Source organism: Natronococcus sp. A-GB7 (genome assembly GCF_029688865.1).
In the GTDB taxonomy this organism is placed as follows: Archaea; Halobacteriota; Halobacteria; order Halobacteriales; family Natrialbaceae; genus Natronococcus.
This window is the reverse complement of the sequence record NZ_JARUKV010000001.1, coordinates 61,750-75,359: the sequence shown is the minus strand read 5'-3', so window position 1 is coordinate 75,359 and position 13,610 is coordinate 61,750. Positions and strand designations below refer to the sequence as shown.

Here is a 13,610-nt window from a genome sequence, read left to right as displayed (position 1 = left end):
TCGGTATCGGGAACCGTTTAGCAGCCGCCTATCCGATCGCTATCGCTCCCATAACAAAACCGCTTCTCGTCGAGCGAGCCATACGCTCCCGAGGGCGGTCGCCGGTTCGACTCCGGCGGGGAGACTCATGAGCCTCGACGAGGGATACGCCTCGAGACGGCTTCCCGGCGAGCTGACGCCGCAGACGCTCGAGCGCGCGCTCTGGCTCCTCGTCGCGCTCTCGCTCGTCGGCGACGTCGTCACGACGTTCGTCGGCCTCCAGCTCGGGCTGGCCGAATCGAACCCGATCGCCAGGAACGTGATCTACAGCTACGGGCTCGCGGGAATGCTCGCGATGAAGGGGGCTGCCGTCGGCATCGGCCTGGCCTGTCGTCCCCTCCTTCCCCAGGTGTATCGGGTGATCGTCCCCGCCGGGCTCGCGATCCCCTGGACCGTCGCGGTCGGGATCAACCTCTACATGATTTCGCGGGTCGTCTGAGTCCGCTCGAGCCGGGTAACGGGGAACGCCTCTACGGTCGCTCGTCGTCGTTCCCGTCCTCGAGTGCGACCCGCCAGCCCCGAACCGCGTCCCTGATCGCGGTCCACTGTGCCCGCGTGCCGGGAATCCCTGCCCGTTCGGATCCGTCCGCCGCGCGCTCGAGTTCGGCACGAACCGCGAGCGGAGCGTCGATGGAGCGAAACGCAAGCGTCGACCCGCTCGCGGTCTCGATCGAGACCGTTCCGGCGTCGATCACCGTCTCGAGGGCACCCTGCGTGACGGTCGTGTTCTGGACTCGCTCGAGGCCGACCGTTCGCACCGAGACGCCGACCACGCCGCGTCTGATCGCTAGCCGACGGTCTGTGATCACGAACTCCGTCCTCGCGAGTCGGACGTAGGGCCACAGCGGCACCGCCGCGAGCACTGGAATCCAGCCGAGCGCCAGGATCGTGAGGAACTCGAGCGCGACGCCGGCGGCGACCGCGATCATGGCGAGGGTTGCGCCGGCCAGCCACGGGTAGACGGTCTGGATCCGAGGCCGACCCCGCCAGCGGAGCTGTTCGTCCGACTCGAGTGCCAGCCAGGATGCGACCCCGTCCCGATCGGTCGGATCAGTGGGCTCGCTCGAGGCACGACTCGTCACGGCCGTCATCCTCGGTTCCGATCGTCGTCCGACGAGCGCGCCGTCGAGGAGTCGTCCTCAAGCGGACGGTCATCGAGCGACGGATCGTCGCCCTCGAGGAGTCGGTCGTCGGACGGATCGCCGTCGGACGGGCCCTCATCCGCCGGGTTTGCGTCGTCCGTCGGCGGCTGTCGTCTGCGAACGGGCTCCCGACGATCCGGTTCGGATTCGGTCCTCGACTCGGCTTCGGCTTCCGAGTCGGGCTCGAGCAACCGTTCGCCGTCGACATCTGGCATCTCACCGTCGATATCCGGCATCTCGCCGCCGTCGTCCGACCCCTCGACGGCCGAACGGATCGCCCGTAGTTCGGCGAGGATCTCCTCGAGGACGTCGCCCTCTCCCTGACCCGGATCGCGGTGACGACCGACCTGCTCGCTGATCCGCTGTTGGACCGTTCGGGGGTCCGGAACGGATCGGAACGCCATCTCGACGCCTGCGCCGCCAGCGGTCGTGAGCTGGACGGTGCCGTAGCCGAAGGTGGAGCCGAGCGCGGACTGGCTGTAGGAGATGTCCTGGACCTTCTCGTGATCGATCCGTTTGACGTCCCGAGAGAGCACGCCGGTCTTCCGGTAGACGGCGCTGTCGGTGATAACGTAGACCGTGTTGCGGATCCGAAGGTACTCGCCGACGATGATCAGGATCCCGATCAGCACGATCGAGAGCGGAATCCCGATCGCCAGCGTCGGCAGCAGCGTCCGACGGTCGGGGCCGCCAGCCCAGACGATCTCCTCGTCGTCCTCCAGCGAGAGCCACTCGAGGTCGCGCTCGAGGGCAGCGTCACCGGAGGTCGACATCGTCACTCCGCCTCCGCGTGCTCGCGTTTCAGCGAGAGAACCGTGCGCTCGAACTCACAGACGAGCTCGTCGCTCTGGTTGAACGCCTCGACGCGCATGGTGACGATCCCGCGCTCGCCGTCGCTGGTCTCGCGCTTGTCGGTCACCGTCGACTGTACTCGGATCGTGTCGCCGTGGAACACCGGCTGGGGGTGTTCGACGTCGTCGTACGAGAGGTTCGCGACGATCGTCCCGTCGGTCGTCTCCGGGATCGAGACCCCGACCGCCAGTGACATCGTGTAGAGGCCGTTGACCAGCCGCTCTCCGAACTGGGTGCCGCCAGCGAACTCCTCGTCGAGGTGGAGAGGCTGCTGGTTCATCGTCATGTCACAGAAGCGCTGGTTGTCGCCCTCGGAGATCGTCCGTCGGCGCTCGTGCTCGATCGTCTCGCCGACCTCGAACTCCTCGTAGTACAGTCCCGTCATGCGTTCTACCTCCACGAGACCGCACAAAAACGCGTCGGGATCTCGAGGGGTCGTTCGTCCGCTCGATGATGCGGGGTGCGAGCGGTCGTCCCGCTCCTCTCGGGGTCGCAAATATTGTCGACACTCGCTCGCAGTGACAAGGATTATTGTCCGGTGTGAATACCAGTTACACCTGCACCCGGAGGCCGGTCCGGCGGGAGGTCGTCGGCCGAGTCGAACACTGCTCCGGTCGGTGCAGCCACCGTCTCACTATGACTACAGCCGAATCCACAGCGGAACCCGAATCCGAGAGCGCCGTCGAAACCGCCCGCCGCCAGCTCGAGCGCGCCGCGTCACACCTCGAGGTCGACGAGGGGGTCGTCGAACGGCTCCGTCATCCGACCAGCGTCTACCGAGTGTCGATCCCGCTCGAGCGCGACGACGGGACGACCGAGATGTTCACCGGCTACCGCGCCCACCACGACAGCGTCCGCGGCCCGTACAAGGGTGGGCTACGCTACCACCCCGGCGTCACCGAGGACGAGTGCGTCGGGCTCTCGATGTGGATGACCTGGAAGTGTGCCGTGATGGATCTCCCCTTCGGCGGCGCGAAAGGAGGGGTCGTCGTCAACCCGAAGGAGCTGAGCCGGGGGGAGAAAGAGCGGCTCACCCGCCGGTTTGCCGAGGAGCTCCGTCCCGTAATCGGGCCGATGAAGGACATCCCGGCTCCTGACATGGGAACCGATCCCCAGACGATGGCGTGGTTCATGGACGCCTACTCGATGCAGGCCGGCGAGACGACGCCCGGCGTCGTCACGGGGAAACCACCGGTCATCGGCGGTTCCGAGGGTCGCGAGAAGGCCCCCGGCCGAAGCGTCGGGATCGTCACGCGGGAGGCGATCGAGTACTACGGCCGGGAGCTCGAGGAGACCACGGTTGCGGTTCAGGGCTTCGGTAGCGTCGGCGCGAACGCGGCCCGCTACCTCGACGAACGTGGCGCGACGATCGTGGCGGTCTCGGACGTCGACGGCGCGATCTACGATCCCGACGGGTTCGACACGAACGACGTCGAGGACCACGACGAGACGCCGGGGATGGTCTCGACGTACGACGCCCCCGAGACACTCTCGAACGCGGAGCTGCTCGAGCTCGACGTCGACGTCGTGATCCCTGCGGCGATCGGGAACGTGCTGACGGTCGAGAACGCCCGTAACGTCCAAGCCGACATGATCGTCGAGGGGGCGAACGGACCGACGACGTCGGCGGCAGACCAGGTCTTCGAGGACCAGGGCGTTCACGTGATCCCGGACATCCTCGCCAACGCCGGCGGGGTGACGGTGAGCTACTTCGAGTGGCTCCAGGACATCAACCGCCGTGCCTGGAGCTTAGAGCGGGTCCACAAGGAGCTCGAGTCGGAGATGCTCCAGGCGTGGAACGCCGTTCAGGAGGAGTACGACGCACGAGACGTCACCTGGCGCGACGCGACCTACCTCGTCGCGCTCTCGCGGATCGCGGACGCACACGACGCCCGCGGCCTGTGGCCGTAGTCGTGGGTATCGTCCCCGTCGGCAGCCGTGACCGTTGGGTCGGGGTCCCACCCCTCGTTCAGAGTGAAACGGCTCGGGAGTAGTGGGGCTACGGAAACGAGGAGCGGAGCCGACTGCTACTGGAACGGAAAGCGACGCGAGCGAGTAACAAGGAACGAGGAGTGGAGCGGAGAGTTGCGGGAACGAGGAACGGAGCCGAGAGCTACGAGAACGAGGAACGGAGCCGAGAGCTACGAGAACGAGGAACGGAGCCGAGAGCTACGAGAACGAGGAGAGATCGACGCGTCCGCGCGTCGAATCGGTACTGTCCGCGAGTTTGTCGTAGGGCGGCAGCTCCTCGAGCGAGTCGTCGCGGCGAACGGCCTTGACGATGTGTTTCGGATCGGTGACCAGCCGGTGGAGGAGGTAACTCCCCTGGGAGCGGCCGCCGCCGGTCTTCTCGGACTCGATGACGCCCAGAAACGCCTGCTCCTTGAGCTGACGGTAGAGTCCGTTCTCGGTGATCGGATCGGTCGCGACCAGCTCGCAGATATCGGCGTAGCGCTCGTAGATCTCGCGGGTCTTGTACGTCTCGCGGTCGCCGGTGACGATACAGCTCGCCAGGGCGTACAGCGCCAGCTTCGCGTGGGCGGTCGCTCCACTGGTGAGCTCCTCGATCCGGTTGATCTCGGCGACCTCCTGGGCCTGCTTGATGTGGCGTTCGGAGACGCTTTCCGAGGCCGTTCGGCGCGCGAGCTCGCCGGCCTCCTTGAGGATCTCGATCGCCTTGCGCGCGTCGCCGTGTTTCTTCGCCGCCAGCGCCGCACAGAGCTCGATCGTCCCGTCCTCGAGCACGTCCGGCTGGAAGGCGTCCTGACGATTGCGCATGATCTCCCGGAGCTGTGCGGCGTCGTAGGGGTGGAAGAACAGCTCCCGGTGGCCGAAGCTGCTGTCGATGCGCTCGTCTAACGTCTCGCGGTACTGGACCTTGTTCGAGATGCCGATGACGCCGATGTAGGCGTCGGTCTTTCGGGCCTCGCGGGCCCGCGAGAGCTGCATCAGGATGTTGCTGTTGTCGAGCTTGTCGATCTCGTCGAGGATCACGACTACCGAGTCGAAGAACTCCTCGAGGACCGACCAGATGTGCTGGTAGTACTCCATCGTACCGACGCCTCGAACCGGGATGTGCTGGTCGTAGCCGGTCTGGTCGGCGAGGTTGAGTGCGAGCTGGCGGGTCGCGCGCGTCTCGGTGTTGGCTTCGGAGCAGTCGACGTAGAGCACGCCGCAGTCGATATCGTTGTCCTCGGCGGCGTCACGGGCCCGCGTCGCGACGTGGCGGGAGATGAGACTCTTTCCGGTCCCGGTCTTGCCGTAGATCATCACGTTGTTCGGTGGGTCGCCCCGCGTGATCGCCCCGACCTCGGCGGCGACGGACTGGATCTCGTCGTCCCGACCGACGATCCGGTCCTCCTCGGGGACGTGGCCGACGTGCAGGAGTTCCTTCCGATCGAAGATCGGATCCTGCGACTGGAAGAGGGGATCCCCACCGGCCTGTTCGGTCATGTTGCTGTCCTTGGAGAGTCGTATAATAAAACTATGGAAGGTAGCTCAGACTGATAACGGATCCCGAGCGGCGTTGAACCGGCGCATTTCGAGAGAAGCCGTAAGGGAGGCCCGAAGGCCGCATGCAGACTGAACTCTGGGACGACGCCTCCGAATCCCCGCTTCGCCCCGACCCCTCCCCCACCCCTCGTTCAGAGTGAAACGAGTCGAGAGAGCGGGTGGGGGTGGGGTGAGGTGGATGGAGTGAACTGGGGGGAGAAGGATCGGGAACAGAGGTAACGACTAACACGAAAGTGTAGGTATACTACTGCTACTGCTACTACTACTACTTCCTCAAACGAGGTCTACTAGTTAGTATTATATTTTATGGTATAGGTTATTATCACTTGTTCTCGGACGACACCTAGAATAGATCTAGCTAGTTACTGTATCTATCTAGAATCCTACCTAGGTATAAGATAGGATAGTGGGAACAACTCCTGGGGCGGAGTACCAACTCCGCTCTTCCCTTTCGATCGAGCGGCCGTCCGGAGTCGTCTCGAAGCGGCTTGTACGTGGCCTTCTCGTCCGATACGCCGACTCTCGAGTAGTAGCCGCTTCACGCCATCCGCCCTCGCGGGGGCGGACACCTTCGAAGGCCTTTTCACTCTGAATTGGGGGTGGGGGTGGACACACACCCAATTCAGAGTGAAACGCCGCGACTACACCTCGCCAGTCCTCCCGGTTCCCGCTCGAGCCGTTACACTCTGAACGAGGGGACCGGGGGACGGGTCCGAGAGTAGTTTCCCCGTCCGACGTCGTCTTCCCAGCCCCTGGGAAGAGACGCTGGGTGAAATACCGTCCGTTCCGAACACGCGACTATGGAAGACGAGACACCGCGGACGGACGACGAGACCAAACGCGCAGTTATCGACCGAACGCGGGAGGTACAGTTAGCCGACGGCGACCCGGTCAGCGAGCAGTTGCTCGAGGACGTCTCCGTCGAGGACGGCGTCGTCACGTTCACGGTCGTCTTCGATCGGCTCAACCGACGGCTGAGCGAACGCCTCTCGGACCAGCTTCGAGGCGCCGGGCTCGCCACGGAGGGGATCGACCACGTCCGGATCGAGGCGACCGACGCCGAGGCGCCCGAGAGCGGCCTTCCCGTCACGGGCGTCGACTCGCTGATCGCGATCGGCAGCGCGAAGGGTGGCGTCGGCAAGACGACGATCACCGCCGCGCTCGCGCGTGCGCTCGACGAGTCCGGGCTCGACGTGGCGGTCTTCGACGCAAACGTTTACGCACCCGACATCCCCGACTTGCTGGGTGCCGAGGGACCGATCCAGAACACCCCCTCGGGTCGACCCCAGCCGATCGATGCCGACGGAATCGAGGTCGTCAGCCTCGATCTGATCGCCGAGGACGGCCCCGTCGCCTGGCGCGGCGCAATGGTCCACGACGTCCTCAAGGACCTCCTCGGGGACGCGACCTGGGACGACCGGGACGTGCTCCTGGTCGACCTTCCGCCGGGGATCGGCGACGCAGTCTACACGATCGTTCAGCAGGCACCGCTCGACGGCGCCCTGCTCGTGAGCACGCCGACCGACGCCGGCGTCAGGGCAACCGAACGTACCGGCGCCCTGTTCACCGCGAACGACGTCGAGACGATCGGCGTCGTCCCGAACATGACCGCGACCGAAACGAACGAGTCGCCATACGACGGCGACGGGCGCAACCTCGAGGACGCGATCAACGAGGACGCGGTCGCCTCGATCGAACCCGTTCCGTTCGACCCCGCGCTTCGGAACCCGACGGAGCGATCGTTCGTGGACGGCACCTCGGCGGGGGAGCGGGCGATCGCCGATCTCGCCGAGACCGTCGAATCGTTCGTCGCCGGGAAGGGCGGAACGCGGGCGCCCGAGGACGCCATCGACCTGCGTGGGCTCCCGCCAGAGGCCTGCAAGCGACAGGCGATCACCGAACTCGGTATCGCCGAGGACGGCCGACTATCGCTGCTCTGTCGCCACGACCCCGAGCGGCTCCGCGAGTCCGTCGCGGAGACCCTCGAGTCCGACGGCAAACGCCTCGAGCGAGCCGACGTCGAGGATCTCGGACAGGAGGGCTGGCTCGTCGAGTTCGAAACCGAGCCGCTCGCGCGGTCCGAACTCCTGGCCTGAGTCATCGATCCGGCTCGAGGCGTCAACCCGACTCGGGCCGTCAACCTGACTCGAAGCGTCAATCCGCCTCGAGTCGATTCGACCCGACGCTCGCGTCCTCGGCTCGGCGGTCGTCCGGAACGGCTTTCGAACGATCCGAACCGGTGTCTCGTTCCTTTTCCAACCCTGTTATAAATGGCCCGCTATACCGTGGTCTCTGGGCCGCTCGTCCCCATTTGCTGGGAACAGCCGCGTCTGGTTAAAGAACGGACTCCCAACGACATCCTGTATGAAACACGGACAATCGGAACCCACGGAACGGCATCCGTGCCGGGTAACGACCGCACCGTCCGTCGGCTCGCTTCGAGCGACGTCCGCGGGGTGGGACGATGTCTGAATCCGAGGACGACGCCGGCATCGAGATGACCCGCCGCGAGCTCGGCGCCGCGGCGGCCGGGGTCGCCGGTGCCTCCGGACTCGGGCTGCTGGGCTACCGCCGACTCTCGGGCGACGCCGACGAGGGACCGATGAACCCACTCGAGGAGTATCCGAATCGCGAGTGGGAGGAGCACTACCGCGACGTGTGGGAGCCCGACGACTCCTACATGCTCACGTGCCAGCCGAACGACACGCACAACTGCTACCTCGAGGCGTCGGTCAAGAACGGCGAAATCACTCGCCTCGGCCCGTCGATGAACTACGGCGAGGCGACGGACCTGCACGGCAACCAGGCGACCCAGCGCTGGGACCCCCGCGTGTGTAACAAGGGTCTGGCGATGATCGAGCGGTTCTACAGCGACCGCCGCGTGAAGGCCCCGATGGTCCGCGAGGGGTTCCTCGAGTGGTACGAGGACGGTTTCCCCCGCGAGGACGACGGCTCGATGCCCGAGGAGTACGCCAACCGCGGCGAGGACGACTTCATCGAGGTCGACCACGAGGAGGCCTACGAGATCGCTGCCGAGACGTTCATCGAGATCGCCGAGCAGTACAGCGGACAGAGCGGTATGGAAGCCCTGCTCGAGCAAGACTACGACGAGCGCGTCGTCGAGCAGACCGAGGGCGCCGGCGTCCGTTCGATGAAGTTCCGCGGCGGGATGCCGCTGCTCGGTCCGATCAAGCTGTTCGGCCAGTATCGGACGGCGAACTCGATGGCGCTTCTCGACCACCACGTCCGGGACGTCGGCGAGGACGAGGCTCTGGGCGCGGTCGGCCTGGACAACTACTCGTTCCACACCGACCTGCCGCCGGGCCACCCGATGGTCACCGGCCAGCAGACGGTCGACTTCGACCTGGCGAACGTCGAGTACGCCGACCACGTGGTCCTCTGTGGGATCAACTTCCTGACGACGAAGATGGCCGACTGCCACTGGCTGACCGAGGCCCGCCTGAAGGGCACGAAGGTCACTGGCATCTTCACCGACTACAACGCGACGGCCTCGAAGTGTGACGAGCTGATCACTGTCCGGCCGGCGACCGACTCAGCGCTGTTCCTCGGCGCGGCACGGGTCCTCATCGAGGAGGAACTCTACGACGAGGAGTTCGTCCGCAAGTACACGGACCTCCCGATGCTCGTCCGACTGGACGACGGCGAGTTCCTGCGCGCGAGCGACGTCATGGAGGACTACGAACTTGGCGAGCTCGAGACGACGGCGACGGTCGCCGACGAGAGCGAGCGTCCGGGCGTCGACATCACCGACGTCGACGAGCAGTTCATCACCGACGAGATGCGCGAGGAGTGGGGCGACTTCGTGGTCCGCGACGACGAAACCGGTGAGCTGGAGGCGGTTACCCGCGAAGAGGTCGGCGACGAGTTCGACGTCGCGGCGACGCTCGAGGGCACCTTCGAGGTCGAACTCGCCAACGGCGAGACGGTCGAGGTGCGTCCGGTCTTCGATCTCATCAGAGAGCATCTCGTCGAAACGTGGGATACGGACTCGACCGCCGACGTAACCGGGACCGCCCCGGAAGCGGTCGAGAACCTCGCCCACGACCTCGCCGACAACCAGGAGGAGACGCTCATCCTGACAGGAATGGGTCCGAACCACTACACGAACCAGGACCTGAAAGACCGCGCAGCCTTCCTGGTCGCGTCGCTGACCCAGAACGTCGGCAGCTTCAGCGGGAACATCGGCAGCTACGCCGGTAACTACCGCGCGGCGTACTTCAACGGCGTCTGGCAGTACACCCAGGAAACCCCCTTCGATCCCGAACTCGATCCGGACGAGCCCGCGGAGGTCGACGGCCGGTTCGACATGCAGTCGGCCCACTGGTACGCCAACCTCGACGAGCCACTGGAAGTCGAGGGCGAGTACTTCCAGGGCGACTCGCACATGCACACGCCGACGAAGTCGGTGTGGATCGCCGGGTCGAACTCGTTCCTCGGCAACGCGAAGGGCGCGTACAAGATCATCGAGAGCGCCCTCCGGACGGGTCGCATCGAGGCGTTCTTCTGTAGCGAGTGGTGGTGGACGATGACCTGTGAGTACTCGGACATCGTCTTCCCGGCCGACTCGTGGGCCGAGCACAACGTCCACGACATCACGGCATCGGTGACGAACCCGTTCGTCATCACGATGCCCGAGTCCGGAATCGACCGGATCTACAACACGCGCAACGACGCCCAACACTACAAGGGCGTCGCCCAGAAGCTCGCCGAGAACCTCGACGAGCCGCGCTTCGATGACTACTGGGAGTTCATCGACGAGGACGAGTACAAGGCCAAGCCGTACCTCCAGCGGATCATCGACAACTCGAACATGGTTAAGGGGTACGACGTCGAGGAACTGCTCGACGACGCCGAGGACGGGACGCCGGCGCTGATTATGTCCCGGACCTACCCGAAGTACGTCGGCAGCCGGCAGATCCAGGACGACGATCCCTGGTACACCAAGACCGGACGGATGGAGTTCTTCCGTGAAGAAGCGGAGTTCACGCAATCGGGTGAGAACATCCCGGTTCATCGCGAGCCGATCGACGCGACTCCCTACGAACCGAACGTCCTGGTCGACGACAGCGACAGCCCGGTGATCGACCCCGAAACGCCGGACGATCTCGGCTGGGAGGACGACGGCGTCGGCGACACGAAGGCCCGGCAGGTCCGAAACGTGATCAGGACGCCGACGGAGCTGCTCGACTCCAGCCACCCCCTCTCGGAGCTGGCCGAAGGGTACGAGTACATCTACATGACGCCGAAGTACCGCCACGGAGCCCACACCTTCGCGAACTCCCTGCCGAACATCGCGGTATGGTGGGGCAACCACGGCGACATGCACCGCGAGGACGAGCGGATGCCGTACTACGGTGAGGGCTACGTCGAGATGAACCCCACTGACGCCCGGGAAGAGGGGCTCTCCGACGGTGACTACGTGTGGGTCGATGCGGACCCGCAGGACCGCCCGTACATCGGGTACGATCCCGACGAGGGCGAAGACGATTACGCCCGCGCGATGATGCGAGTCCGGTACCAGCCCGCGATGCCCGAGGGAGTTACCCGAAGCTGGATGAACGTCAACCAGACGTCGCACAAATCCTACGAGGCACAGGAAGAGCGCGACGACGGCATGGCCAAGTCCGAGGACACGGACTACGTCTCCCTCTACCGACAGGGTGGCCACCAGAGTGCCACGACGTCGTTCTTCCGGCCGACCCGACTGACGGACAGCATGCCCCGCAAGGACATGGCTGGTCAGAACATCGGCGAAGGGTTCGCACCGGACGTTCACTGTGCGAACGGCGCACCCAAGGAGGCGTTCGTCAAGATCGACAAGGCCGAAGATGGCGGCATGGACGGCGAGGGCGAGTGGGAGCCCGTCGAGAAAGGCATCCGCCCGTCCGCCGAAGACGAATCGATGGAGGAGTACCTCAGCGGCAACTTCGTGACGACCTCCGACGACTAACACAGGTGATTACCAATGGCTGAAGTATACAACTGGCAGATCGGACGCGAGATGGAGTACCCCTACGGCGAGTCCCGACCGGAAAAACAGTGGGGGGCAGTGTTCGATATCAACAAGTGTATCGCGTGCCAGACATGTACGCTGTCGTGTAAGACGACCTGGACCCATGGCGAGGGCCAGGAGCACATGTTCTGGAACAACGTCGAGACCAAACCGTACGGCTCCCATCCCATCGGCTGGGACAAGGAGATCCTCGAGGAACTCGGCGTTGGCGAGTGGACCCAGGAGGACGGCGAGTACGTCTACGACGGCGACACCATCTTCGAGGCCAACGACATCGACTGGGAAGACATGGAGCCCGACGACGATCCAGAGAACATGCACGGCGAGGGGATCGAGGGCTACCGCCCCGACAGCGAGGACTGGGCCCACCCCAACCTCGGCGAGGACGAGCCGGCCGGCGAGGAGTTCCAGGCGGATACGCACATCTCGGAGGACCAGGAAACCCACCCGATGTGGTTCTTCTACCTCCCGCGGCTGTGCAACCACTGTACGTTCGCCGGCTGTGCCGGTGGCTGTCCGATCCAGGCCGTCTACAAGCGCGAGGAGGACGGAATCGTCCTGATCGACGAGGAGAACTGCGAGGCGTTCCAGGAGTGCGTGCGGGCCTGCCCGTACGGGAAGTCCGTCTACAACCCCCAGGAGGGCGTCTCCCAGAAGTGCGTCGGCTGCTATCCGAAAGTCGAGGAAGGGCTCGTTCCGCAGTGTTTCGAGAACTGTCTGGGCAAGATCCGCCAGCACGGCTGGATCAATCCACCCGAGGAGGCCGACTCCTCGAACCCGATCGATTACCTGGTCCACGACGCCGAGGTTGCGCTGCCGCTGTACCCCCAGCTCGGCCTCGAGCCCAACGTCTACTACATCCCGCCGATCAACGTGCCGACGGATTACCTCGTCCAGATGTTCGGCCCCCGCGTCGAGGAGGCCAAGGAGACCTACCAGGCCGCCCGTCGCGGCGACGAGGAGTACCGCAAGCTCCGCGGTCTGCTCCACCTGATGGGGTCGACCGAGTGGCGCGTCGAGGAGTTCGAGGTCACCGACGAGGAGGCGATCGGCTACGACGAGGACGGCTCGACGGTCGCTCGCGTCCCGATGGAGGAACCGCAGTACGAACGCGACCTCTACGACGAGGAGAACGACGCCTACCGGCTCGACATCACGTAACAATGACTAAACTTCGACACGTTCACCGCGCACGACTGTACAAGCTCGCCTCACTCGCGTTCGACCGCCCCGACGACGAACTCGAGGACGCGTTACTCTCGGGTACGTTCGAGAAGCAGCTCCTCGAGTCCGCAGGGGCCCTCGACAACGAGGCGCTCGAAGAACATGCGGCGGCGGTCGCCGAGGCGTCGCCGACCGACGCGGACGAGTTCGACGAGTACTACTCGAACTGGTCCGCGCTGTTCGGTTTCGAGGCCGGCGGTAACATCCAGCAGTACCAGATCGAGTACAGCCCGGGCACGATCGTGACCAGTACTGACACGCTGGCGGACCTGTCGGGGTTCTACAAGGCGTTCGGGCTGTCGATGGAGGACGGCAACCGCGAGCGTGCCGATCACCTCTGCATCCAGCTCGAGTTCCTCTCCCATCTGGCCCTACAGACGGCCTACCTGGAGAACGAGGACGACGACACCGGCGTCGAGGTCGTGACCGACGCGCAGGGTAGCTTCCTCGAGGACCACCTCGGTCGCTGGACCGGACGGTTCCGCGAGACGCTCGCGGAGGAAGCCGACGTCGAGTTCTACCGCGCGCTCGCCGCGCTGGTCGACAGCCTCGTCGCCGACGACACCGATCGGTTCGGCGTCGAACCGAAAAAGTTCGAGGAGACCCCGCCGTCACCCCTCGACGGGCTCAACGAGGGTGAGGGCGACTTCCGGTGTGGAACCTGCGGGACGACGCCCTCGGGTTCGACGCCTTCGGGACCGAGTGCCGAGATGCCGATGGGGAACCGAGAGGGGCCTTACTGACCCGTTCCCGTTCGTTCCGTATCCGATCTTCAGTCGCTTTTCGTCCGAGTGATCGCTCGAGTT

General features: G+C 65.1%; 10 protein-coding genes. 6 read left to right on the top strand and 4 right to left on the bottom strand.

All coding sequences use genetic code 11. From position 1 onward, the window contains the following. The first annotated feature begins 127 nt into the window (after positions 1–127). On the top strand, positions 128–478 hold the full coding sequence (locus QA609_RS00395; protein ID WP_278300600.1) for a DUF5658 family protein: 351 nt from the start codon (positions 128–130) through the stop codon (positions 476–478). A gap of 31 nt (positions 479–509) precedes the next feature. Here QA609_RS00395 and QA609_RS00390 read toward each other — a convergent pair whose 3' ends face one another. The 3 genes from QA609_RS00390 to QA609_RS00380 are packed head-to-tail and all read right to left on the bottom strand — an operon-like array spanning position 510 to position 2,529. Further along, positions 510–1,130: a PH domain-containing protein gene (locus QA609_RS00390; protein WP_278300599.1), complete on the bottom strand. Its 621-nt coding sequence runs from the start codon at positions 1,128–1,130 to the stop codon at positions 510–512. Then, positions 1,127–1,954 carry a PH domain-containing protein gene (locus tag QA609_RS00385; protein ID WP_278300598.1) on the bottom strand — a complete coding sequence of 276 codons (828 nt, stop codon included), beginning with the start codon at positions 1,952–1,954 and terminating at the stop codon, positions 1,127–1,129. The genes QA609_RS00390 and QA609_RS00385 overlap by 4 nt, the downstream gene beginning before the upstream one ends. 2 nt (positions 1,955–1,956) lie before the next feature. Further along, on the bottom strand, positions 1,957–2,529 hold the full coding sequence (locus QA609_RS00380; RefSeq protein ID WP_343233775.1) for a MaoC family dehydratase: 573 nt from the start codon (positions 2,527–2,529) through the stop codon (positions 1,957–1,959). Between the two features lie 140 nt (positions 2,530–2,669). Here QA609_RS00380 and gdhB point away from each other — a divergent pair, with 140 nt between their 5' ends. After that, entirely contained in the window at positions 2,670–3,944 is a 1,275-nt protein-coding gene (gene gdhB, locus QA609_RS00375) for a glutamate dehydrogenase GdhB (protein WP_278300596.1), read from the top strand. A gap of 258 nt (positions 3,945–4,202) precedes the next feature. Here the strand turns inward: gdhB and QA609_RS00370 are convergent, their stop codons facing one another. Continuing rightward, positions 4,203–5,486, bottom strand: a complete 1,284-nt coding sequence (locus QA609_RS00370) for an orc1/cdc6 family replication initiation protein (protein ID WP_278300595.1) — start codon at positions 5,484–5,486, stop codon at positions 4,203–4,205. 860 nt (positions 5,487–6,346) lie between these two features. Here QA609_RS00370 and QA609_RS00365 point away from each other — a divergent pair. The 4 genes from QA609_RS00365 (at position 6,347) to QA609_RS00350 (ending at position 13,547) form a co-directional block, all read left to right on the top strand. Next, on the top strand, positions 6,347–7,642 hold the full coding sequence (locus tag QA609_RS00365; protein WP_278300594.1) for a P-loop NTPase: 1,296 nt from the start codon (positions 6,347–6,349) through the stop codon (positions 7,640–7,642). A 368-nt stretch (positions 7,643–8,010) separates the two neighbouring features. Beyond that, entirely contained in the window at positions 8,011–11,517 is a 3,507-nt protein-coding gene (locus QA609_RS00360) for a molybdopterin-dependent oxidoreductase (RefSeq protein WP_278300593.1), read from the top strand. Between the two features lie 15 nt (positions 11,518–11,532). Then, entirely contained in the window at positions 11,533–12,741 is a 1,209-nt protein-coding gene (locus QA609_RS00355; RefSeq protein WP_278300592.1) for a 4Fe-4S dicluster domain-containing protein, read from the top strand. Between the two features lie 2 nt (positions 12,742–12,743). Beyond that, positions 12,744–13,547 (top strand): molecular chaperone TorD family protein, encoded by an 804-nt coding sequence (locus QA609_RS00350; protein WP_278300591.1) that lies wholly within the window; start codon positions 12,744–12,746, stop codon positions 13,545–13,547. Positions 13,548–13,610 lie beyond the last annotated feature (63 nt).

Excerpts from the sequence above, each read along its gene's own strand:
- QA609_RS00395 (WP_278300600.1), top strand. The coding sequence starts at position 128 with ATGAGCCTCGACGAGGGATACGCCTCGAGACGGCTTCCCGGCGAGCTG.
- QA609_RS00390 (WP_278300599.1), bottom strand. The coding sequence starts at position 1,130 with ATGACGGCCGTGACGAGTCGTGCCTCGAGCGAGCCCACTGATCCGACC.
- QA609_RS00385 (WP_278300598.1), bottom strand. The coding sequence starts at position 1,954 with ATGTCGACCTCCGGTGACGCTGCCCTCGAGCGCGACCTCGAGTGGCTC.
- gdhB (WP_278300596.1), top strand. The coding sequence starts at position 2,670 with ATGACTACAGCCGAATCCACAGCGGAACCCGAATCCGAGAGCGCCGTC.
- QA609_RS00370 (WP_278300595.1), bottom strand. The coding sequence starts at position 5,486 with ATGACCGAACAGGCCGGTGGGGATCCCCTCTTCCAGTCGCAGGATCCG.
- QA609_RS00365 (WP_278300594.1), top strand. The coding sequence starts at position 6,347 with ATGGAAGACGAGACACCGCGGACGGACGACGAGACCAAACGCGCAGTT.
- QA609_RS00360 (WP_278300593.1), top strand. The coding sequence starts at position 8,011 with ATGTCTGAATCCGAGGACGACGCCGGCATCGAGATGACCCGCCGCGAG.
- QA609_RS00355 (WP_278300592.1), top strand. The coding sequence starts at position 11,533 with ATGGCTGAAGTATACAACTGGCAGATCGGACGCGAGATGGAGTACCCC.
- QA609_RS00350 (WP_278300591.1), top strand. The coding sequence starts at position 12,744 with ATGACTAAACTTCGACACGTTCACCGCGCACGACTGTACAAGCTCGCC.